Raw genomic sequence first — 22146 nt, forward strand, 5'->3', positions numbered from 1 at the left:
GGCCGCCGCATGAACCGGGTCGTACGCGAACTCACCGCGCTACCGAGGGACGCACGGGACACGCTGTTCCTGCTGTGCGTCATCGGTCTCATCCTGCTGCCGCAGGTGGACGAGCTGCCCTGGTGGTGCTCGGCCATCACCGCCCTGGTGCTGCTGTGGCGCGCCTCGCTGGCGCTGCAGGCGCGCCCGCTGCCCAGCAAGTGGTGGCGCCTCGCGCTGCTGGCGCTGGCGCTGGCCGGCACCTACGCCACCCACCGCACGCTGCTGGGCCGCGACGCAGGTGTCACGCTGGTCGTGTGCCTGCTGGCGCTCAAGACGCTGGAGCTGCGCGCGCGGCGCGACGCCTTCGTGGTCTTCTTCCTGGGCTTCTTCGCGATGCTCACGAACTTCTTCTATTCGCAGTCGCTGCTCACCGCCTTCACCATGCTGCTGGCGCTGCTGGGCCTGCTGACGGCGCTGGTCAACGCCCACATGCCGGTGGGCCGGCCGCCGCTGATGCAGGCTGCGCGCATGGCCGGCTGGATGGCGCTGGCGGGCGCGCCGGTGATGCTCGCGCTATTCCTGCTGTTCCCGCGCTTCGCGCCGCTGTGGGGCACGCCCGGCGACGCCATGGCCGGGCGCACCGGCCTGTCGAACACGATGCGGGTCGGCACCATCGCCGAGCTGGCGCTCGACGGGAGCATCGCCGCGCGCATCAAGTTCGACGACAACCGCGCGCCGCCGCAAAGCCAGCTGTACTTCCGTGGCCCCGTGCTGGCGCAGTTCGACGGCCGCGAATGGACCGCGCTGCCGACCTGGGCGCGCAGCGGGCAGGCGATGCCGAACCTGCGCACGCGCGGCGAGCCGGTGCGCTACGAGGTCACGCTCGAAGCCAGCCAGCGCCCGTGGCTGCTCACGCTCGACGCCGCGCCGCGCGCACCCGAGGTGCCCGGCTACGAGGTCACCGGCACGCCCGACCTGCAGTGGTTCGTGAACCGCCCGATCACCGACCTCGTGCGCTACCGCGCCGAGAGCCACCCGCAGTTCCAGAGCGGCCCATTGACACGCACCGGCGGCCGGCTCCAGCCCTACCTGGCGCTGCCGGCCGGCAGCAACCCGCGCACCGCCGCGCTCGCCGCCCAGATGCGCGCCGACCCCGCGCTGGCCGGCGCCGATGCCAACGCCTTCGTGCAGGCCGCCTTGCAACGCCTGCGCACCGGCGGCTACACCTACACGCTGGAGCCCGGCGTGTACGGCAACGAGACCGCCGACGAGTTCTGGTTCGACCGCAAGGAAGGCTTCTGCGAGCACATCGCCTCGGCCTTCGTGGTGCTGATGCGCCACCTGCAGATCCCGGCGCGCATCGTCACCGGCTACCAGGGCGGCGAGCTCAACAACGTCGACAACTACTGGGTGGTGCGCCAGAGCGACGCGCACGCCTGGGCCGAGGTGTGGCAAGAGGGCGCGGGCTGGGTGCGCGTCGACCCGACCGGCTCGGTTGCGCCGGGGCGCATCGGGCAGTTCCAGCGCCTTACGCCGCAGCCCGGCCTGCTGGCGGGCGCCATCGGCGTCATGAGCCCGACACTGGTGCAGAACCTGCGCGCCGCCTGGGAGGCCGTGAACAACGGCTGGAACCAGTGGGTGCTCAACTACACGCAGAGCCGCCAGCTCGACCTGCTCAAGACCCTCGGCTTCAACGCCCCGAGCCTCGAAGACCTGGGCTACGTGCTGCTGTACCTGCTGGTGGCCGCGAGCCTGGCCGGCGCCGGCTGGACGCTGTGGGAGCGCAGCCGGCACGACCCGTGGCTGCGCCTGCTGGGCCGGGCTCGCGCGCGCCTGGCCAAGGCCGGCCTGCCGCTGCCCGAGACGGCGCCGCCGCGCCAGATGGCCCAGGCCGCCGACGCCCGCTTCGGGCCCGCCGCGCAGGCCGTGCGCGACTGGCTGCTGAAGCTCGAAGCCCAGCGCTACGCACCCGCCGCATCCGGCCCATCGGCCTCGCTCGCCGCGCTGCGCGCCGAGTTCCGCCGGCTGCCCTGGCCGCCCGCACCGCCGCGCCCCTGAAGCGCGGCTGCAACCACATGTGTCCCCCGAAAGTGCGCATGCGCACGGGCGGCACAATCGTGCCCATGTCACACGCCTTCCCCACGCCCTTGCGCGCCGCAGTGGCCGCCACCGCCCTCCTCGCCGCCTGCGTCGCCTGGCCCACGGGCGCCCTGGCCCAGAAGCCCCAGGCCAACGCCCGCCCCGCCGTCACGCCGGTGCGCGGCAGCACGCCCTACGCCACGCGCGACGACGCCATGGCGTTCGCCGACGACGTCGCCCAGCGCCGCAACCTCGATCGCGACTGGGTGCGCGCCACCATCGGTGCCGCGCGCTTCCTGCCCAACGTCCCGCGCCTGATGCTGCCGGGCCCGGTCGGCACGGTGAAGAACTGGCAGACCTACCGCAGCCGCTTCATCGACCCGGTGCGCATCGCGGCCGGCGTGCGCTTCTGGCGCGCCAACGCCGAGACGCTCGCGCGTGCCGAGGCCACCTACGGCGTGCCGCCGGAAATCATCGTCGGCATCGTCGGCGTCGAGACCATCTACGGCCGCAACATGGGCAACTTCCGCGTGATCGATGCGCTGGCCACGCTGTCCTTCGACTTCCCGCAGGGCCACCCACGCGCGGCCGAGCGCGTCGCCTTCTTCCGCGGCGAGCTCGAAAGCTTCCTGAGCACCGAAAGCCGCACCGCCGACGACCCGCTCACGCCCGTGGGCAGCTACGCCGGCGCCATGGGCATGCCGCAGTTCATGCCCAGCAGCATCGCCAAGTACGCGGTCGACTTCGACGGCGACGGCCGCATCGACCTCGTGAACAACCCGGTCGACGTGATCGGCTCGGTGGCGAGCTACTTCAAGGCCTTCGGCTGGACGCCCGGCATGCCGTCGATCTACCCCGTGCATTTCGACGAGGCGCGCCTCAAGAAGGCCCTGCTGCTGGCGCCCGACATCCTGCCGACCTTCAGCGCCGACAGCTTCGTGGCCGCAGGCGCCGTGCCCGAGGGCGAAGGCCTGAAGCACAAGGGCCTGCTGGCGCTCATCGAGCTGCAGAACGGCCTCGACGCACCGCCGACCTACGTCGCCGGCACGCGCAACTTCTACGTGATCACGCGCTACAACTGGAGCAGCTACTACGCGATGTCGGTGCTCGACCTCGGCCAGGAGGTCAAGGCCGCGATGGAGCAATAGCCGCGATGACACCGCAGGCGCTGCACGCGAACTGGACCGCCGCCTGGCAGGCGCTGGGCGTGGCCGCGCCCGACGACGCATTGCGGCTCGAACTGCAACGCCGCTACGGCGAGCCGCAGCGCCACTACCACACGATGCAGCACCTGGGCGAATGCCTCGCATGGTTCGACCGGGAACAGGCGCTCGCCGAACGCCCCGGCGAGGTGGCGCTGGCGCTGTGGTTCCACGACGCGATCTACGACGTGCATGCGCACGACAACGAAGCCCGCAGCGCCGACTGGGCGCGGCAGGCGCTGCAGGCCGCCGGTGCGAGCGATGCGTCGGCCGAGCGCGTTCACGCGCTCGTCATGGCCACGCGCCACGACGCCGTGCCGGAGGGCCGCGACGCCGAACTGCTGATCGACATCGACCTGTCGATCCTCGGCGCCGAGCGCGCGCGCTTCGACGAGTACGAGCGCCAGGTGCATGCGGAATACGGTTTCGTTCCCGAAGAGATTCGCCTGCCGCGCCGGTGCGCGATCCTCCAGCGCTTTCTAGCTCGCCCGGCGATCTACGCCACGCCGCGCATGCACGCCCTGCTCGAAGCGCGGGCGCGCGAGAACCTTCAGCGTTCGATCGCCGCCTGATCGGTCGGCACCAGCCGCCACCATTCGGAGCGCGGCGGCACGTCGCCGAACGTCTCCTCCACCACGCCGAACAGCAGCCCGTCGCGCCCCGCGCCCAGCTGCGACAGCGTCAGCGGCCGCGCGAGATCGCGGCACAGCATGAAGCTCGCATCGCCCTGCCAGTCGAGGCTGCGGCCGACCTCGGCCAGCATCAGCGCGGGCTGCCCCTGCATGAAGGTGAAGGGCATCGGCAGGCCCGCGTCGAGCTGCGCCAGCCCCGCACGCGTGGCCTCCCACGCACCGCGCCGGCTGGTCACGCGCAGGCGCGCGCCCGTCGGCAGCGCGGCTTCGCCGGCCGCGTCGAGGCAGCGCAGCGCGCCGTACATCGCCAGCTCGGTCCACAGGCCGACGCGGCGCGGCCGGCGGCCCAGGCGGGTCGCCAGCGCGTCGCGCCAGTCGTCGGGCGGCGGATGCGCCACGACATGGGCGACGGTGCGCCAAGCGGTTGTCGAGTTGCTCATGCGGCGTTGCAATCCTTGAGCACCAGCGACGCATGCCCGCCGCCGAAGCCCACCACGTTGAGCAGGATGTGGCGCAGCCGCGCCGGCGGCCCGTCGCTCAGCGCGATGCCCAGCGTCTCGTCCAGCGCGTAGCCGACCGACGGCCAGGCGCCGCCTTCGATGCAGCCGACCAGCAGGGCCAGCTCCGCTGCCCCGGCCGCGCCCAGCGTGTGGCCGATCGCCGACTTGAGCGACACCAGCGGCGGCAGCGGCGCGAACACCTGCCGCAGCGCCTCGACCTCGATCGCGTCGTTGACCGGGCTGCCCGCGGCCTGCACCTTGATGAGGTCGATGTCCGCGGGCTGCAGGCCGCTGCGCGCCAGCGTGTCGCGGCACATCGCGCGCACGGCGCTGGCCTCGGTGCCCGAGGGGTTGCGGCCGTCGACCACGTTGGCACCGCCCAGCAGCGCCCAGCGCGCGGGTTGCGACCCGAGCCGCAGCGCCGCCACCGCTTCGCCGAGCACCAACCCCTGGCGCCCCGCGCCGAAGGGCCGTGCGCTGTCGGTCGCCAGCAGCTGCATCGCGCCGAAGCCGGCCACGGTGAAGCGGTTGTCGAGCTCGGCGCCGATCACCAGTGCCTCGCGCGCCTCGCCCGCGCGCACCATGTCGGCCGCCGCCAGCATCGCGTTGAGCGCCGAGGTGCAGGCGGTCGAGACGGTAAAGACCGGGCCTTGCCAGTCGAGCGCGGCGGCGGCGATGTCGGCGAAATCCTGCAGGTCGCCGCTGAGCCGCGCGTCGTGCTGCGCGTGTTCCATGGCCCCGATGTCGAGCGACGACGAGGCCACGAACAGCGGCCCCTGCCGGTCCAGCCCGTCGCCGGTCTGCGCGACCACGCGGCGCACCGTGTGCTGCACGCGCTGCGCCCAGTCGCCGGGCGGCACCGGCAGCGTGTAGACCGGCCACTGCAGGCCCTGGGCCACCGTCACCGGCGTGGGCGGCACGCCGCCGCGCCGCAGCGCCGCGAGCGCCGACGGCACATCGTCGCCGAGCACGCAGGCCAGGCCCATGCCGGCCAGGTACACCGGACTCATGCTTTGCCCGCTTGCGCCAGGTGTTCCGCCAGGTGCGCGATCGACGTCATCGCGCGGCGCGTGTCCTTGCTGTCGGGCATGCGCAGGCCGAAGTGCTGCTGGATCGCCATCGACACCTGCAGCGCGTCGAGCGAGTCGAGGTCCAGCCGCGCCTCGGGGCCGAACAGCGGCTCGTCGTCGCCGAGGCCGCCGGGCGGCGCGTCTTTTTCAACAGCCTCGAGCACGAGGGCCTTGAGGCGGGCGATGAATTCAGGAGAGGAAACGGTGCTCGTCACGGTGCGCGCCTGCGAAACAGAAAGACAGCCACGAAGAACATGAGGGCCGCGAACGCCACCAGCCGGCCGACCTGCGGCAGCACCTCGGCCACGCCGCCGCCGCGCAGCAGCACGGTGAGCAACGCTTCGAGCCCCCAGTTCATGGGAGAGATTTCGACCATGCGCTGCATGAAGCCCGGCATGACGAACTTGGGCACCATGATGCCGCCCGCCGCCGCCATCAGCACATTGACCATCGGCCCGAGCGTGGCGGCCTGCGCATGGCTCTTGACGAGGCAGGCCACCGCCAGCGACAGGCTCACCGCCGCCAGGCTCACGGCCACGAGCGACAGCAGCAGGCCGCCCCAGTGGATGCCCGCCAGCGACAGCGCATCGCCGCCGATCAGCGGCATGAACCAGATGCCCGCCGCCAGCATCAGCAGCGCCTGCAGCGCGTTCACGCCGAGGTAGGGCAAGGCCTTGGAAGCCAGCAGCATCGAACGCGACACGCCCAGGCTCTGCAGCCGGCCGAGCGCGCCCGAGCCGCGCTCCTGCACGAACAGGCTGGACAGCGAAGCCACCACGAAGAACATGCCGAACACCAGCCAGGCCGGCACGTTCTGCTGCACCGACGTGGGCCGCGGGCCGGCGGTGGCAAAGCGCTCGGCCTGCACCATCGCCTGGATGGACGCATCGGGCGCGGGGCTGGCCGTGCCGGGCACCGCCAGCGCGAGCCGCGCCTTGAGTTCGCCCGACGCGCCGATGAGTTCGGCGCGCAGCGCGTTGAACAGGTTGGCGTCGATGCCGGGCTCGGCCAGCAGGCGGATGTGGGCACGCGTGGAGAGCGCTGCCGATTCCAGTTCGTCCGACAGACCCGGCTCCAGCACGATCACGTACTTGAGCGTGCCGCTGCGCAGCCGCGCCTGCCAGTCGCTGCCCAGCGGCTGCGGCGCGCCGTGGCTGCGCTGCCAGATCTGCAGCAGCCACTTGGCCGGCGTGCCGCTGTCGCGCGCATCGACCGCGTAGCTCAGCTCGGCCAGCGGCGGGCGGTAGATGTCCTTCAGCGTGAGCGACATCAGCACGATGAACACCATCGGCATCACGAACAGCACGGCCAGCCCGTGCATGTCGCGCACGAGGGCCAGCAGTTCCTTCTTGATGAGGGCGAAGAGCATGGCGTTCGATCAGTCGCGCAGCGAACGGTGCGTGAGCGCCATGAAGAGCTGCTCGAGGTCGTGCCGGCCGAACTCGGCCTGGCGCACCTCGATGCCTTCGGCTTCGAGCGCGGCCAGCACGGGGCCGGGGCCGGTGCCTGCGTTCAGGTGGATGCGCCAGTGCGCCGCGCCCTGCTCCACCGTGCCGAAGCGCGAGAGCCTCTGCGCATCGAGCCCGTCGGCGGCCAGGGTCAGCAACATCGCGCTTTGCGACAGCAGCGCGTCGAGCGGGCCTTCGCGCAGCACACGGCCCTGGTCGAGGATGGCCACGCGGTCGGCGATGGCCTCGATCTCTTCCATGTAGTGCGAGGCGTAGATCACCGCCGCGCCGGCCTGCGCCAGGCTCTTGATCGCATCGAGGATGAAGGCGCGCGACTGCGGATCGACGCCCACCGTCGGCTCGTCGAACAGCATCAGCTCGGGTTCGGGCAGCAAGGCGATCGCGAGGTTGAGGCGGCGCTTCAGGCCGCCCGAGAGCCGCTCGGCGCGCACGCCCGCGAACTGTTCGAGCTGCGCGAACTGCGTGCAGGTGTCGATGCGCGCCTTCTTGCGCGCACCCGAAAGTTTGCCGGCCGCGGCGAAGCAGGCCAGGTTCTCGGCCACGGTGAGCATCGGATAGAAGGCCTGGTCCTGCGGCGCCACGGCGATGCGCGTGGGCGCCTTCGCGCGCACCTGCTGCAGGGGCTGGCCGTCGATGCGGATGTCGCCCGACTGCACCGCGAGCGCGCCCGACAGGTGCGAGATCAGCGTGGTCTTGCCGGCGCCGTTCGGGCCGAGCAGGCCCAGCACGCAACCGCGCGGCACGGCGAGCGACACGTCGGCCAGCGCGGCCTTGTCAGCGTGCGGGTAGCGGTAGCCGAGCTGGTGCAGCTCGAGCATCGGCCCGTCGCCGGGCCGCCCCAAGGCGGGCCGAGCCTCCCCCTCGGGGGGTGGCGAAGCACACGCAGTGGCAAGCCGGGGGGCTCCCATCTCAAGCGACGGCGGCCTTGAGGTCGCGGAAGAAGGTTTCCTCTTGCTGCGCCTGCTCGCGCAGCTTGCCGGCGAGTGCGACGGGATCGACAGGCTCGCGGCCCTTGACCATGCGCGCCGCCTTGAGCGCGAACGCGCGCCAGCCGTCGCCGATGGCGATCAGGCGTTCGGACATCTGCGTGAGCTGCGGCTTGTCGAGCAGCTGCGCGGCCTCCTGCAGGAAGCCCGCGTAGATGAAGCGAAAGCCCGCCCCACCCGTGCCGATCTCTTCCTGCATGCGCACCAGGTGGCCGATGAAGTCGACGCTGCGCGGATCGCTGGGCGACAGCTTCTGCATGCGCTTGGCCAGCGTGCGCATGCCGCGCACGCCGACGATGGGCACGGGCGCGAGCATGTTGCGCACCGTCTTGCGGATGGCCTGGGTCACCGAGGCGGCGTCGACCGCCTTGCGCTCGATGGCCTGCGGGTAGTACATGAGGCCCTTGGGCGCGAGCACGCCCTTGGCGAAACGGGCGCGCGACAGGTCTTCGCTGGCGCAGCGCACGGGTTCCTCGAACACGGGGTCGCTGATCAGGTAGTCGTCGCCGTCCTTGCCGTAGACCAGCAGGTTGTGCGCGTTGAAGTGAAAGCGCATGTTCGGCGGAAAGTACGGCAGCCAGTAGACCGAGGTCTGCAGGCCCACGAGCTGGCCGTCGGCCAGCAGCGCGTCCAGCCGCTGCTGCCCGGCCTGCGGGCTGCGGAAGGTCTCGAAGCGAAAGCGCGCGGCCATCGGCGCCAAGAGGCCCTTGATGATGGCCTTGGGCGGCATGCGGTACGAGATGAGCGGCAGGCCCGACAGCTTGATGAACGGCAGGTAGGCGAACGACAGCGCCGACGACAACCCCAGCGCCATCGCCTCGCTCATCGGCGCACCGTGGTGGCGCATGAGGCTGGAGATGACGCCGCTTTCGCAGTGCGCCGCCTGTTGGTGTTGGAAGTTCACGGCAGGCCTTGCAGGGTGGAAACGGGCAGCCCCAGCGCCTGGCCGTAGCGGGCGAGCTGGGCCGGCGACAGCGCGGCGAAATGGCGCGGCTGCAGGTGGCGGCGCACGCGCCACTGCCAGAAGCCGCTGGTCTGCGAGAGCAGCGCCACGTCCATGCGGCGCTCGTACATCCAGTACTCGAGCGGCGAGGCCAGCCCGGCCTTCACGCGCGCCTTGGCCTCCTGCGCCTGCTCGACCAGCACGTCGACCGCGTGGCTGGTGACGATCTCTTCCGCCTCCCAGCCCTTCGAGGTGGTGGTGACGACGCGGCCTTGCCCGTCGCGGGCGTACATCAGCTTGGAATGGCCCGCGAGGGTCGCGTTGCCCTCCTGTGGCACGGCATCGAGGTCCATGGCTACACCGCCTCCAGGTAGATGAAGCCGCTGGAGAAGCGACCGCTTTCCGGTACGAACATCAGCAACTTCTGGCCGGGCTTGATGCGACCGGAACGGAACAGCTCGTCGAGCATGATGTACGGCGAGGCCGAGCCCGTGTTGCCCTTGGTCGCGAGGTTGCTGAACCAGCGCTCGCGCGGAATCGGCAGGCCCAGCGACGCCAGGCTCGCGGCCACGGGCTCGACGAAATAGTGCGACGACAGGTGCGGCAGGAACCAGTCGATGTCGTCGGTCTTCAGTCCGCGGCGTTCGATGATGGCGGCCAGCGGCTCGGTCAGCGTGGCGCGCACGATGTTGTCGTTGAGCAGGCGCACGTCCTGCTTGACGGCGAAGGTCGAGTCGCGCTGCCAGTCGGCCGGCGAGGTGCGGGCCCAGCCGTCGAGGCCGCCCTGCGCGTTCTTGTCGGCGCCGGCATACATGCACACCGGCAGCTCGTGCGCCGCCGACGACAGCTCGATCCACTCGACGCGCAGCGACAGCGGCCCGCGCGGCTCGCGCTCCAGCAGCACCGCGCCGGCGCCGTCGGACAGCATCCAGCGCAAAAAGTCTTTCTCGAAGGCGATCTCGGGGCGCGCTTCGAGCGCCTCGAGCTTGTGCTCGAGCTCGGCCTCGAAGTTGATGCCGCGCATCACGGCCGAGGCCAGCTCGGAGCCCGTGGCGACCGCGCGCCGCGCATCGCCCGCGCGCACCGACAGCCACGCATGCTTGAGCGCCGCCGCGCCGGCCAGGCAGATGCCGGCGCAGGCCACCACCTCGAGCCGGGGCCAGCCCAGTTCGCCGTGCACCATCACCGCGTGGTTGGGCATGAGCTGGTCGGGCAGCGAGGTGCCGGTGGCCAGGCAGTCGACCGGGCCGATGTCGTCGCCCAGCGCGCGGATGGCCGCGGCGGTGAGCTGTGCGTTGGTCATGGCCAGCTGGCCGGTGGCGCGGTCGATGGCGTAGTGGCGCGACTGGATGCCGTTGCTGCGCAGGATGAGGCGTCGCGCACGCGACACCTTGCCGCCGATGCGGCCCAACACTTCTTCGATGTCTTCGTTGCTGACCGGAGAAAAAGGCAGGAAGGCGGCGGTGCGGGTCAGGAAAACATCAGTCGTCATAGAGAGGGAGCCGGTCCGTGGCAGAGCCCGACGGGCGCTCGAATTGAGCCGTCATTTTAGTCAGCCACCCTCGGAACAAAGGCCGCAGCAGGGCCTGCAACGTCAGGCTCACCGGCACGACGGTGACGATCAGTGCCAGCAGAAACAGCACGTACAGCAAGAGCAGCGGTTTGCGCACTGCCGCGCCCGGCCCGCCGGCCGCCATGATCAACTTGCCCCAGAGGTAGAAGCTGCGCGTGCCGGCCTTCTCGCTGATGAGCAGGCGCGCCTGGGCGCGCACCGCGCCCAGCCCGGCCAGCAAGGGCGCATCGCCCTGCTCGCGACCTGCGTGCAGCGCATCGCGCAGGGCGCGGCCGAAGCGGCCGCAGCCGCGGATCTGTTCCTCGCTCAGGCCCGCGTCGGGCATGCCCCAGAAGCCGCGCTTGCGGCCCCAGATGAGCCAGGCCGGCGTGGTGAAGAAGGTGGCGAGCGTGGGGCCCGGGTCGGTGAGCACCACGTTGTCGATCAGGCGCGCGCCGGTGGCGGCGAGCAGGCCCTTGAGCTTTTCGTGGGCCAGCAGCCACATGTTGCGGCAAGCGATGACCGTGACCACGGGTTTTCCCTTGAGCAGCCGCGCCGCCACGGGGTGCTGCAGGAAGGCCACGACCGGCTGCGCAGGCGCGAGGAACCAGACCTGGTACGGCAGGATGACGAGGTCGAAATCTTCATCGCCCGTGAGCGTCAGCGGCGCCAGCGGGCCCGGCTTCAGGTGGGCCGACTCGGGGAACGCGTCGAAGAAGGTCAGGAAGGGCCAGGGAAAGGGAAAGCGCTGCAACGGCCGCAACGTTTCCACGCGCAGTTCGATGCCCGGGTCGGCGCGCAGCGGCGCGGCGATCTGCCCGGCCACGCGGTCGAGCTGCCCGGTCTGCGAGTACTGGATCAGCAGGACGCGTTTGGCACGCGCGCCCGGGGTGGCAGGAGGGCTGGCGGAGGGGCTGGAAGAACTTGGATTCACTGGCGGGGCGTGGCGGGGGCCGTCGAATGTAAGCGAAGCTTTTCAAAGGTGCATCTGCCATAGGTCATGGCGTCGCGCGAATCCGACGAACCATTCGGCCAGAACGCGAAAAAGGGCCGCACCTCGCGGCACGGCCCTTGTTTGCAATGGCTGCGGGCGCGGTGCGCCGATCAGCGCACCTTGCCGGCCTTCCAGGCGCTCAGCAGCTTGTTGTAATCGATGGTCTCGCCCTTGGGCTTTTCGTTGGCCAGCTTCTTCCACGGGGCGTGGTCGTCGCTCAGGTACTTGGCCGGGTCGCCCTTCGGGTTGAGCTTGGGCGCGCAATGGGCCATGCCGGCGCGCTCCAGGCGTGCCATCACGTTGTCCATCTCGTCGGCCAGGTTGTCCATGGCTTTTTGCGGGGTCTTCTCACCCGTGACGGCCTCGGCCACGTTCTTCCACCACAGCTGCGCGAGCTTCGGGTAGTCGGGCACGTTGGTGCCGGTCGGGGTCCAGGCCACGCGCGCGGGGCTGCGGTAGAACTCGATCAGGCCGCCGTACTTGTTGGCGTTCTGCGTGAAGTAGTCCGAGCGGATGTCGCTGTCGCGGATGAAGGTCAGGCCGGTGATCGACTTCTTCAGCGAGGTGGTCTTGGCGGTGATGAACTGCGCGTAGAGCCAGGCGGCAGCCGTCTTGTTGGCGTCATGGCCCTTGAAGAAGGTCCACGAGCCCACGTCCTGGTAGCCGTTCTGCATGCCCTGCTTCCAGTACGGGCCGTTCGGGCCGGGGGCCATGCGCCACTTGGGCGAGCCGTCTTCGTTCACCACGGGCAGGCCCTTCTTGGTCATGTCGGCGGTGAAGGCCGTGTACCAGAAGATCTGCTGCGCGATCTGGCCCTGCGCCGGCACCGGGCCCGATTCGCCGAAGGTCATGCCCATGGCTTCCTTGGGCGCGTACTTCTTCATCCAGTCGATGTACTTGGTGAGCGCGTACACGGCGGCCGGCGAGTTGGTCGCACCGCCGCGCGAGACCGAAGCGCCCGTGGGCGTGCACTTGTCGGCAGCCACGCGGATGCCCCACTCGTCGATCGGCATGCCGTTCGGAATGCCCTTGTCGGCGGCGCCAGCCATCGACAGCCACGCGTCGGTGAAGCGCCAGCCCAGCGACGGGTCTTTCTTGCCGTAGTCCATGTGGCCGTAGATCGGCTTGCCGTCGATGGTCTTCACGTCGACGCTGAAGAACTCGGCGATGTCTTCGTAGGCGCTCCAGTTCAGCGGCACGCCCAGGTCGTAGCCGTACTTGGCCTTGAACTTGTCCTGCAGGTCCTTGCGCGCGAACAGGTCGGCGCGGAACCAGTACAGGTTGGCGAACTGCTGGTCGGGCAGCTGGTAGAGCTGGCCGTCGGGCGCGGTGGTGAAGCTGGTGCCGATGAAGTCCTTCAGGTCCAGGCCCGGGTTGGTGAACTCCTTGCCGGCGCCCTTCATGTAGTCGGTGAGCGACATGATCTTGCCGTAGCGGTAGTGCGTGCCGATCAGGTCGGAGTCGGACACCCAGCCGTCGTAGATCGACTTGCCCGACTGCATCGAGGTCTGCAGCTTCTCGACCACGTCGCCTTCCTGGATCAGGTCGTGCTTGACCTTGATGCCGGTGATCTCCTCGAAGGCCTTGGCCAGCGTCTTCGATTCGTACTCATGGGTGGTCAGCGTTTCGGAGACGACCGACACCTCCTTCACACCCTTGGCCTGCAGCTTCTTGGCGGCGTCGATGAACCACTTCATCTCCTCCATCTGCTTGTCCTTGGACAGGGTCGACGGCTGGAATTCGCTGTCGATCCATTTCTTGGCCTCGGCCTCGCCGGCCGATGCGGCGCCGTGCGCGGCGAACATCGCCGCCGCCATTGCCAATGCCGTGTAGCGCATCTTCATGAGTGTGTCTCCTCGGTTGTGCTTCCCCGGTTTTTTCATCGCGGCTCCGGGGAGGCGGAGAGCCGGACGCGTTGACGAAATCGGTGGGTCTAGCCTTTGCGCATCACGAGCGCCAGCACGAACATCGACAGCACGAAGCCGATCCAGATCGAGGGCTCGGCCTCCAGGCTCAGCCACTCCTGCACCTTGCCGGCCAGGCCGACGAAGATCAGGTTCACATACGCAGCAGACAGCAGGCCGATGAAGAGCCGGTCGCCGCGCGTGGTGGCAATGGGCAGCCAGCCGCGGCGCATCGTGGTGGGCGACTTGAATTCCCACACCGTCATGCCGACCAGCATGAGCGCGATGCAGCTGAAGAAAACGGCCACCGGGGTGGTCCAGACCATCCAGTCGAACATGTCTCGGTCTCCTTAGACGCGGCCCATCGCAAAGCCTTTTGCGATGTAGTGGCGGACAAACCAGATCACGATCGCACCCGGCACGATGGTGAGCACGCCGGCCGCAGCCAGCGTCGCCCAGTCCATGCCCGAGGCGCTCACCGTGCGCGTCATCGTCGCCACGATCGGCTTGGCGTTCACGCTCGTGAGCGTGCGCGCCAGCAGCAGTTCGACCCAGCTGAACATGAAGCAGAAGAACGCCGCCACGCCCACGCCGGCCTTGATGAGCGGCAGGAAGATGGTGAGGAAGAAGCGCGGGAACGAGTAGCCGTCGATGTACGCCGTCTCGTCGATCTCGCGCGGGATGCCGCTCATGAAGCCTTCGAGAATCCACACCGCCAGCGGCACGTTGAACAGCAGGTGCGCCAGCGCCACGCCCAGGTGCGTGTCCATGAGGCCCACGGTGCTGTACAGCTGGAAGAACGGCAGCAGGAACACCGCGGGCGGCGTCATGCGGTTGGTCAGCAGCCAGAAGAACACATGCTTGTCGCCCAGGAACGAATAGCGCGAGAACGCATAGGCCGCCGGCAGCGCCACGGTGAGCGAGATCACCGTGTTGATCGCCACGTAGATCAGGCTGTTGATGTAGCCCGAGTACCACGACTCGTCGGTGAAGATGCGCGCGTAGTTGGCCCAGGTGAGCTGCTGCGGGAAGAACGAGAAGCTCGACAGGATCTCCTCGTTCGTCTTGAAGCTCATGTTGACCATCCAGTAGATGGGCAACAGCGCGAACAGGATGTACAGCAGCAAAAAGATGCTGCGCTTGTGGAAGCGCTTTTCGTTCATTGTTCTTTCTCCACCTCTTGCGTGCCCACCCGCTGCATCCAGTTGTAGAGCACGAAGCAGAACAACAAAATGATCAGGAAATAGATCAGCGAGAACGCCGCCGCCGGCCCGAGGTCGAACTGCCCCACGGCCTTCTGCGTGAGGTACTGGCTCAGGAAGGTGGTCGCGTTGCCCGGCCCGCCGCCCGTCAGCACGAAGGGCTCGGTGTAGATCATGAAGCTGTCCATGAAGCGCAGCAGCACCGCGATCATCAGCACGCCGCGCATCTTGGGCAGCTGGATGTAGCGGAACACCGCGAACTTGCTGGCGCCGTCGATGCGCGCGGCCTGGTAGTACGCGTCGGGAATGGAGCGCAGGCCCGCATAGCAGAGCAAGGCCACCAGCGGCGTCCAGTGCCACACGTCCATCACCAGCACCGTGAGCCAGGCGTCGGTCGCGCTGCCGGTGTAGTTGTATTCGATGCCCATGACCTGCAGTGCGTGGCCCAGCAGGCCGATGTCGGCGCGGCCGTAGATCTGCCAGATCGTGCCCACCACGTTCCACGGAATGAGCAGCGACAGCGCCACCACCACCAGCACCGCCGACGACTTCCAGCCCGTGGCCGGCATCGACAGCGCCAGCGCGATGCCCAGCGGAATCTCCACCAGCAGCACCGACAGCGAGAAGCCCAGCTGGCGCCACAGCGCCTGGTGCAGCTCGTCGTCGCGCATCACGGCGGCGAACCATTCGGTGCCGACGAACACGCGCCGCTCGGGCGAGATGATGTCCTGCACCGAGTAATTGACCACCGTCATCAGCGGCACGATGGCCGAGAAGGCCACGCAGATCAGCACGGGCAACACCAGCCACCAGGCCTTCTGGTTGATCGGCTTGTTCGTCGGGTTCATTCAAATACCTCCGTGCTTCGCACTGCGGTGCGAGCTTGCTTGGGGCGGCCCTGCGCTGCGCTCATGCCACCAGTCCCTCGTCCTTGTAGTAGCAGGTGTGGGTGTCGAGCACCCGCAGCCACACCGTGTCGCCCACCGCCGGCGGCTGCTCGTCCGAATGCATGCGCACCTTGACCACGCCGCCGTCGACTTCGGCGCTGAGCATCGCGTGCGTGCCGACGTCCTGCACCTGCTTCACCACCGCCGGCACGGCACCGGCCGCCCCCGCGTTCGACAGGCGCAGGTACTCGGGCCGGATGCCGATCTTGAGCGCGCCGGGCGGCAGCTCGCGCGTGGGCACCAGCGGCGTGCCCGCCACTTCGAGCGCACCGTTGGCGCTGTGGGCCGACAGGAAGTTCATGCCCGGCGAGCCGATGAAATGGCCGACGAAGGTGTGGGCCGGCCGTTCGAACAGCGCCTCGGCGCTGCCCACCTGCACGGCCTTGCCGCGCGTCATGACCACCACCTCTTCGGCGAAGGTGAGCGCCTCGACCTGGTCGTGCGTCACGTAGATCAGCGTGAGCTTGAGCTCGCGGTGGATCTGCTTGAGCTTGCGGCGCAACTGCCACTTCAGGTGTGGATCGATCACGGTGAGCGGTTCGTCGAACAGCACCGCCGACACGTCGCTGCGCACCAGGCCGCGGCCCAGCGAAATCTTCTGCTTGGCGTCGGCCGCCAGCCCCGCGGCGCGCTGGTTGAGCTGGCCGCTCATGTCGAGCATTTCGGCGATCTCGCCGACGCGCTTCTTGATCTGGTCTTCGGGCACCTTGCGATTGCGCAGCGGGAACGCGAGGTTCTCGGCCACGGTCATGGTGTCGTAGATCACCGGGAACTGGAATACCTGCGCGATGTTGCGTTCCTGCGGCGTGGCGCGCGTCATGTCGCGGCCGTCGAAGCTCACGCTGCCCTGCGAGGGCACGAGCAGGCCCGAGATGATGTTGAGCATGGTCGTCTTGCCGCAGCCCGAGGGGCCGAGCAAGGCGTACGCGCCGCCATCGCGGAAGCTCATCTTCAGCGGGAGCAGCGCGTAGTCGCTGTCCTGCGTGGGGTTGGGGCGGTAGGCGTGGGCCAGGTCGAGATCGATGCGTGCCATCTCAAGCTCCTTTGCGCCATGCCGGCGCCAGTGCCAGTTTTTCACTGGCATCGAACACATAGGCTTGCGACGCGCTGAAGTACAGCGTGATCGAAGCGCCCAGCTCGAAGCGGTGCACGCCGGTGAGCTGCGCCACCAGTTCGCCCACCGCGGTCTCGACGTGCACGAAGGTGTCGGAGCCCGAAATCTCGGCCAGCTCCACCTTGCCGGGCAAGGCGATGTCGCCCTCCCCCGCGTCGACATTCAATGCGCTCGCGCGCAGGCCGACCGTGACCGTGCCCGACACGCTTTCAGGCAAAGCCAGCGCCAGCGCGGGCCCGCCCGCCAGTTGCACGCGGCCGGCCGCAGCCGTGCCCGCCAGCAGGTTCATCGGCGGATCGCTGAAGGCGCGCGCCACGCGCAGCGACTGCGGCGCATGGAACACCTCGGCGGTCGGGCCGTACTGCAGCAGCTCGCCGGCGTCCATCACGGCCGTGTAGCCGCCCAGCAGCAGCGCTTCGCCGGGCTCGGTGGTGGCGTAGATGACGGTCGAGTCGCCGGTGGCGAAGAGCTGCGTGAGTTCTTCGCGCAGGCCTTCGCGCAGCTTGTAGTCGAGGTTGACCAGCGGCTCGTCGAGCAGCATGAGCGGTGCGTTCTTGGCGAGCGCGCGCGCCAGCGCCACGCGCTGCTGCTGGCCGCCCGACAGCTCGGCCGGCAGGCGGTCCAGGAACATGCCGATGTGCAGCTTGTCGGCCAGCGCCCTCACGCGCGCATCGATGTTCGATTCGCCGCGCAGCTTCAGCGGCGAGGCGATGTTGTCGAACACCTTGAGCGAGGGGTAGTTGATGAACTGCTGGTAGACCATCGCGACATTGCGCTCGCGCACCGGCGTGCCGGTGACGTCCTTGCCGTCGACCAGCACGCGCCCGGTGCTGGGCGTGTCGAGCCCGGCCATGAGGCGCATCAGGCTGGTCTTGCCGGCCTGCGTGGCGCCGAGCAGCACGGTCACCGCGCCGCTTTTCGGCGCAATGCTCTGCTCGTAGAGCCAGGTTTGCGCGCCGACCTTCTTGGTGACGCGCTCCAGAGTCAGCTGCATCAGCTCACCTCCACTTCCACGGTGTCGTTGTTGTTCTTTGCGTTGGCCTGCAGCCAGATCGCCACCTGCTCGCGCTCGGCGGGCGTGTAGTGCAGGCCGAGCTTGGTGCGGCGCCAGAGCACGTCGTCCGAGCTCACGGCCCACTCGCGCGCCTGCAAGAAGCGCAGCTCGCGCTCGTACAGGCCGGGCGCCACCTCGGCGCCCATGTCGGCCAGCGACTGCGCCTCGCCGACCAGTTCGGCCACGCGCGCGCCGTAGCCGCGCGCCAGCCGCAGCGCGACCTGGGCATCGAGCCAGGGGTACTTGGCCTGCACGGCGGCCACGAAGCGGGCGAAGTCGTCGTCGGGGCGCTTGGGCGCGCCGATCCAGGCCGACAGGTCGCCGCCGGCCAGGAAGGCGCCGTCGGTCCAGGCCGGGCGCTGGGCATTCGACTGGCCGAGCATCTTGCCGACCTCGTCGGCCGCGTCCTCGGCCAGCTTGCGGAAGGTGGTGATCTTGCCGCCCCACACCGACAGCAGCGGCGCGGCGGTGGTGTTCGACTCGAGCAGGTAGTCGCGCGTGACGGCCGAGGGGTCGCCCGAGGCATCGTCCAGCAGCGGGCGCACGCCCGAGTAGGTCCAGACCACGTCGGCCGGCACGATGGCCTTGTCGAAGTAGCGGCTGGCCTGGGTGCACAGGTAGTCGATCTCTTCCTGCGCGATGCGCGCGGCGCCGGGGTCGTCGCCGCTGATCTCGATGTCGGTGGTGCCGATCAGCGTGAACGCGCCCTGGTAAGGGATGGCGAAGATGATCCGCTTGTCGGGGTTCTGGAAGATGTAGGCGTGGTCGTGGTCGAACAGGCGCGGCACGATGATGTGGCTGCCCTTCACGAGCCGCAGGCTCTTGGTGGCCAGCGCCTCGCCGCGCGCCGACTGGGCCACGCCGCGCAGGAAGGATTCGGCCCACGGGCCGGCCGCGTTCACCACGGCGCGCGCACGCACGGTGCGGTGCGCGCCGTCGGGGCCCTCAAGCGTGGCGACCCAGCCGTCGGCGCCGCGCTGCGCATGGATGCAGCGCGTGCGCGTGAGCACCTCGGCGCCCTTGGCGCGCGCGTCGATGGCGTTGAGCACCACCAGCCGCGCGTCGTCGACCCAGCCGTCGGAGTACACGAAGCCGCGCTTGTACTGCGCCTTGAGCGGCGCGCCCGCCGGGTGCTGGCGCAGGTCGATGCCGCGCGACGGCGGCAGCACCTCGCGTTTGGCGAGGTGGTCGTACATGAACAGGCCGATGCGGATCATCCAGGCCGGGCGCATCGAGGGGTCGTGCGGCATCACGAAGCGCAGCGGCCACATGATGTGCGGCGCGCTCTTGAGCAGCACTTCGCGCTCCTGCAGCGCCTTGCGCACCAGCGAGAACTCGTAGTACTCCAGGTAGCGCAGCCCGCCGTGGATCAGCTTGGTGGACGACGACGAGGTGTGCGAGGCCAGGTCGTCCTTCTCGCACAGCACGACGCGCCAGCCCCGGCCGGCCAGGTCGCGCGCAATGCCGCACCCGTTGATGCCGCCGCCGACGATCAGCACATCGCATTCGGTGGCCGGCTCGGCCGCTGGAGAGGAAAAATCGCTCACAGGATGGGGGTCCGTAGGTTCGTGACTTTTGTCAGCAAAGGCCGAGATTGTATTTTCGAGTTTTTTCATTTGGATTCCTTTTGGCGCGATTTTCCTCCGAGTTTTCCCTTACTCGGATTCGTTTTCTTTCGTTTTAAAGTGACGCGGCCTGTACCCTCGACCCCAGTCTTTCCGCTTTCCACGACGCCTCTGTGAACTCCAACCCGCGCCAGATCAACCTCCTCGACACCGTGCGCGCGCGCGGTTCGGTCACCGTCGAACAGCTCGCCGACATGCTGGGCGTCACGCTGCAGACCGTGCGGCGCGACGTGCAGCGGCTGGCCGATGCGGGGTTGCTCACGCGTTTCCACGGCGGCGTGCGCGTGCCCAGCTCGACCACCGAGAACATCGGCTACCAGCAGCGCGAAACGCTCAACGCCGACGGCAAAGCGCGCATTGCGCGCCGCGTGGCCGAGCTGGTGCCCAACGACTGTTCGCTGATCCTGAACATCGGCACCACCACCGAGGCCATCGCCAAGGCGCTGATGCGCCACACGGGCCTGCGCGTGATCACCAACAACCTGAACGTGGCGACCATCCTGAGCGGCAACACGGCCTGCGAGGTGATCGTGGCCGGCGGCTCGGTGCGCCCGCGCGACCGCGCCGTGGTGGGCGAGGCCACCATCGACTTCATCCGCCAGTTCAAGGTCGACATCGCACTCATCGGCGTGTCGAGCATCGAGGCCGACGGCTCGCTGCGCGACTTCGACCTGCGCGAGGTGAAGGTCGCGCAGACCATCATTGCCCAGGCGCGCGAGGTGTGGCTGGCGGCCGACGCGAGCAAGTTCAACCGGCCGGCCATGATCCAGCTGGGCACGCTCTCGCAGATCGACCGCCTGTTCACCGACGCCGCGCCGCCGCCGCCGTTTCCCGACCTGCTGCATGCCGCGCAAGTGCGCCTCGAGATCGCGCGCGACAACTGAACCCCCTCACATCCATCGAATGACCACCTACCTGCTTGCCCTGGACCAGGGCACCTCCAGCTCGCGCAGCATCGTGTTCGACCGCGAAGGCCGCATCGTCGCCATCGCGCAGAAAGAGCTCACGCAGATCTACCCGCAGCCGGGCTGGGTCGAGCACGACCCGATGGAAATCTGGCGCAGCCAGCTGGCCACCGCGCGCGAGGTGCTGGCCAAGGCGAAGCTGCAGCCCGCCGACATCCACGCCATCGGCATCACCAACCAGCGCGAGACCACCGTGCTGTGGAACCGCGCCACCGGCCAGCCGGTGCACCACGCCATCGTCTGGCAGGACCGCCGTGCCGAACCGCTGTGCGCGCAGCTGCGCGAACAGGGCCTGAGCGACACCATCCGCGAGAAAACGGGCTTGGTGATCGACGCGTATTTCTCGGGCACCAAGCTGCGCTGGCTGCTCGACCACGTGCCCGGCGCGCGCGCCCAGGCCGAACGCGGCGAGCTGGCCTTCGGCACGGTCGACAGCTGGCTCATGTGGCAGCTCACCGGCGGCAAGGTGCACGTGACCGACGTGAGCAACGCCTCGCGCACCATGCTCTTCAACGTGCACACGAACGAATGGGACGCCGACCTGCTGAAGGCGCTGGACATCCCCGTCGCGCTGATGCCGAAGGTGCAGCCCTCGAGCTCGCACTTTGCCGACACCGACGCCGCGCTGCTGGGCCACGCACTGCCCATCGGCGGCGTGGCCGGCGACCAGCAGAGCGCCCTCTTCGGCCAGGCCTGCTTCGAGGCCGGCATGGCCAAGAACACCTACGGCACCGGCTGCTTCCTGCTGATGCACACGGGCGGCGCGTTCCAGCCCTCGCACAACGGCCTGCTCGTGACCAGCGCCGCGCAGACCGACGCGACCCCGCAGTACGCGATGGAAGGCAGCGTGTTCGTCGGCGGCGCGGTGGTGCAGTGGCTGCGCGACGGCCTCAAGGCCATCAAGGGCAGCGCCGAGGTGCAGTCGCTGGCCGAGAGCGTGCCCGACGCGGGCGGCGTGATGATGGTGCCGGCCTTCACCGGCCTGGGCGCGCCCTACTGGGACGCGGACGCGCGCGGCACGATCACCGGCCTCACGCGCGGCACCACGGTCGCGCACATCGCGCGCGCCGCGCTGGAAAGCATCGCTTATCAAAGCGCCGCGCTGCTGCAGGCCATGAGCCGCGACGCGGTGGCCGCGGGCGGCAAGCCCGTGGCCGAGCTGCGCGTGGACGGCGGTGCGAGCGTGAACGACCTGCTGATGCAGTTCCAGGCCGACCTGCTGGGCATTCCGGTGGTGCGGCCCGAGGTGGTCGAGACCACCGCGCTGGGCGCGGCCTACCTCGCGGGCCTGTCGACGGGCGTCTACACCGACGCGCGCCAGCTCTCGAAGCTGTGGAAGATCGAGCGCCGCTTCATGCCGACCATGGGCCGCGCGCAGGCCGAGGAATCGATGGCGCGATGGGAGCGCGCCGTGCGCCAAGCTACGGCGACCTGAGCGCCCTCGGCTTCACCAGCCCCAGAGGGAGCGCTTCAGCACCCAGCCGGTGGTGCCGCCTTCGTGGCGCACCTTCACCCAGTCACCGCGGCGCTCGAGGGTGCGCAGCACGTCGCCGTACACGGCCCGCTTCACGACTGGGCTGCGGGCGCCGGGCGCGCGGCGCAGCTGCGCGGTCTTCGCCTTCACGACGTGGTGCGGCGTCTTGCTCGTCATCGAACGGAAGACCCAGGCCTTGTCGTTCTCGAAGTCGGTGACGCGCAGCCAGTCGCCCTTGCGGCCGATCACGCGCAGCGGATAACCCCGGCTCACTGTCCAGTGCGCCTCGGCGCGCTGGCTGGGGGCGGTGCGCATGTTCAGGGTCTTGACCGCGACACTGACCATCTGCGGCTGCGCGGCAAAGGCGGACGGCAGCACCATCCACGAGAAGAAGAATGCGAGCAGGAGCGCGGGCAGTCGGCGGCTGAATCGGGCCATGGGGCGAGGGTTCC

General features: G+C 69.3%; 22 protein-coding genes. 5 read left to right on the top strand and 17 right to left on the bottom strand.

All coding sequences use genetic code 11. The features are described from left to right. The first annotated feature begins 9 nt into the window (after window positions 1–9). From AC07Q9_RS30625 to AC07Q9_RS30635, 3 genes are all read left to right on the top strand, one after another. Window positions 10–2040, top strand: coding sequence for a transglutaminase TgpA family protein (locus AC07Q9_RS30625; RefSeq protein ID WP_495312850.1), 2031 nt, complete (start codon window positions 10–12; stop codon window positions 2038–2040). Window positions 2041–2105: 65 nt separating this feature from the next. Beyond that, window positions 2106–3209 carry a lytic murein transglycosylase B gene (mltB, locus tag AC07Q9_RS30630; RefSeq protein ID WP_495312851.1) on the top strand — a complete coding sequence of 368 codons (1104 nt, stop codon included), beginning with the start codon at window positions 2106–2108 and terminating at the stop codon, window positions 3207–3209. Window positions 3210–3214: 5 nt separating this feature from the next. Continuing rightward, window positions 3215–3835: an HD domain-containing protein gene (locus tag AC07Q9_RS30635; RefSeq protein WP_495312852.1), complete on the top strand. Its 621-nt coding sequence runs from the start codon at window positions 3215–3217 to the stop codon at window positions 3833–3835. On the opposite strand, the gene AC07Q9_RS30640 is transcribed toward AC07Q9_RS30635, so the two are convergent. From AC07Q9_RS30640 to glpD, 16 genes are all read right to left on the bottom strand, one after another. Beyond that, on the bottom strand, window positions 3814–4335 hold the full coding sequence (locus AC07Q9_RS30640; RefSeq protein ID WP_495312853.1) for a hypothetical protein: 522 nt from the start codon (window positions 4333–4335) through the stop codon (window positions 3814–3816). The genes AC07Q9_RS30635 and AC07Q9_RS30640 overlap by 22 nt on opposite strands. Beyond that, window positions 4332–5405, bottom strand: coding sequence for a beta-ketoacyl synthase N-terminal-like domain-containing protein (locus tag AC07Q9_RS30645; RefSeq protein WP_495312854.1), 1074 nt, complete (start codon window positions 5403–5405; stop codon window positions 4332–4334). The genes AC07Q9_RS30640 and AC07Q9_RS30645 overlap by 4 nt, the downstream gene beginning before the upstream one ends. Further along, window positions 5402–5680: an acyl carrier protein gene (locus tag AC07Q9_RS30650; protein WP_062476711.1), complete on the bottom strand. Its 279-nt coding sequence runs from the start codon at window positions 5678–5680 to the stop codon at window positions 5402–5404. The genes AC07Q9_RS30645 and AC07Q9_RS30650 overlap by 4 nt, the downstream gene beginning before the upstream one ends. Next, a complete protein-coding gene (locus AC07Q9_RS30655; protein WP_495312855.1) occupies window positions 5677–6834 on the bottom strand; it encodes an ABC transporter permease in 1158 nt (385 codons plus the stop codon). The genes AC07Q9_RS30650 and AC07Q9_RS30655 overlap by 4 nt, the downstream gene beginning before the upstream one ends. A 9-nt stretch (window positions 6835–6843) precedes the next feature. Beyond that, window positions 6844–7752 carry an ABC transporter ATP-binding protein gene (locus AC07Q9_RS30660; RefSeq protein ID WP_062476717.1) on the bottom strand — a complete coding sequence of 303 codons (909 nt, stop codon included), beginning with the start codon at window positions 7750–7752 and terminating at the stop codon, window positions 6844–6846. A gap of 91 nt (window positions 7753–7843) precedes the next feature. Continuing rightward, entirely contained in the window at window positions 7844–8824 is a 981-nt protein-coding gene (darH, locus tag AC07Q9_RS30665) for a BtrH-related acyltransferase DarH (RefSeq protein WP_095947357.1), read from the bottom strand. Then, complete coding sequence (locus AC07Q9_RS30670) at window positions 8821–9216, bottom strand: DarG family dialkylresorcinol biosynthesis protein (protein ID WP_495312856.1); 396 nt, start codon at window positions 9214–9216, stop codon at window positions 8821–8823. Before AC07Q9_RS30670 ends, darH begins: the two co-directional genes overlap by 4 nt. Before the next feature lie 2 nt (window positions 9217–9218). Beyond that, complete coding sequence (locus AC07Q9_RS30675) at window positions 9219–10355, bottom strand: beta-ketoacyl-ACP synthase III (protein ID WP_495312857.1); 1137 nt, start codon at window positions 10353–10355, stop codon at window positions 9219–9221. Beyond that, window positions 10345–11349 carry a dialkylresorcinol condensing enzyme gene (locus tag AC07Q9_RS30680; protein ID WP_495312858.1) on the bottom strand — a complete coding sequence of 335 codons (1005 nt, stop codon included), beginning with the start codon at window positions 11347–11349 and terminating at the stop codon, window positions 10345–10347. The genes AC07Q9_RS30675 and AC07Q9_RS30680 overlap by 11 nt, the downstream gene beginning before the upstream one ends. A gap of 170 nt (window positions 11350–11519) precedes the next feature. Then, window positions 11520–13253 carry an ABC transporter substrate-binding protein gene (locus AC07Q9_RS30685; protein WP_495312859.1) on the bottom strand — a complete coding sequence of 578 codons (1734 nt, stop codon included), beginning with the start codon at window positions 13251–13253 and terminating at the stop codon, window positions 11520–11522. An 89-nt stretch (window positions 13254–13342) separates the two neighbouring features. Then, on the bottom strand, window positions 13343–13651 hold the full coding sequence (locus tag AC07Q9_RS30690; protein WP_062476731.1) for a DUF2160 domain-containing protein: 309 nt from the start codon (window positions 13649–13651) through the stop codon (window positions 13343–13345). A 12-nt stretch (window positions 13652–13663) separates the two neighbouring features. Further along, window positions 13664–14476, bottom strand: a complete 813-nt coding sequence (locus tag AC07Q9_RS30695) for a carbohydrate ABC transporter permease (RefSeq protein WP_062476734.1) — start codon at window positions 14474–14476, stop codon at window positions 13664–13666. Then, complete coding sequence (locus tag AC07Q9_RS30700; protein WP_119553390.1) at window positions 14473–15363, bottom strand: carbohydrate ABC transporter permease; 891 nt, start codon at window positions 15361–15363, stop codon at window positions 14473–14475. The genes AC07Q9_RS30695 and AC07Q9_RS30700 overlap by 4 nt, the downstream gene beginning before the upstream one ends. A gap of 61 nt (window positions 15364–15424) precedes the next feature. Continuing rightward, window positions 15425–16495 (bottom strand): ABC transporter ATP-binding protein, encoded by a 1071-nt coding sequence (locus tag AC07Q9_RS30705; RefSeq protein WP_495312860.1) that lies wholly within the window; start codon window positions 16493–16495, stop codon window positions 15425–15427. 1 nt (window position 16496) lies between these two features. Continuing rightward, complete coding sequence (locus tag AC07Q9_RS30710; RefSeq protein WP_495312861.1) at window positions 16497–17570, bottom strand: ABC transporter ATP-binding protein; 1074 nt, start codon at window positions 17568–17570, stop codon at window positions 16497–16499. Then, window positions 17570–19246 (bottom strand): glycerol-3-phosphate dehydrogenase, encoded by a 1677-nt coding sequence (gene glpD / locus AC07Q9_RS30715; RefSeq protein WP_495312862.1) that lies wholly within the window; start codon window positions 19244–19246, stop codon window positions 17570–17572. The genes AC07Q9_RS30710 and glpD overlap by 1 nt, the downstream gene beginning before the upstream one ends. A 122-nt stretch (window positions 19247–19368) precedes the next feature. Here glpD and AC07Q9_RS30720 point away from each other — a divergent pair, with 122 nt between their 5' ends. Together AC07Q9_RS30720 and glpK are read left to right on the top strand one after the other, a co-directional pair. Then, on the top strand, window positions 19369–20139 hold the full coding sequence (locus AC07Q9_RS30720; protein ID WP_062476748.1) for a DeoR/GlpR family DNA-binding transcription regulator: 771 nt from the start codon (window positions 19369–19371) through the stop codon (window positions 20137–20139). Between the two features lie 19 nt (window positions 20140–20158). Beyond that, on the top strand, window positions 20159–21655 hold the full coding sequence (gene glpK, locus AC07Q9_RS30725; protein ID WP_495312863.1) for a glycerol kinase GlpK: 1497 nt from the start codon (window positions 20159–20161) through the stop codon (window positions 21653–21655). Window positions 21656–21667: 12 nt separating this feature from the next. On the opposite strand, the gene AC07Q9_RS30730 is transcribed toward glpK, so the two are convergent. Next, window positions 21668–22132: an SH3 domain-containing protein gene (locus tag AC07Q9_RS30730; RefSeq protein ID WP_101492363.1), complete on the bottom strand. Its 465-nt coding sequence runs from the start codon at window positions 22130–22132 to the stop codon at window positions 21668–21670. Between the last annotated feature and the right edge of the window lie 14 nt (window positions 22133–22146).

The organism is Variovorax sp. GW821-FHT09A10 (assembly GCF_059418385.1).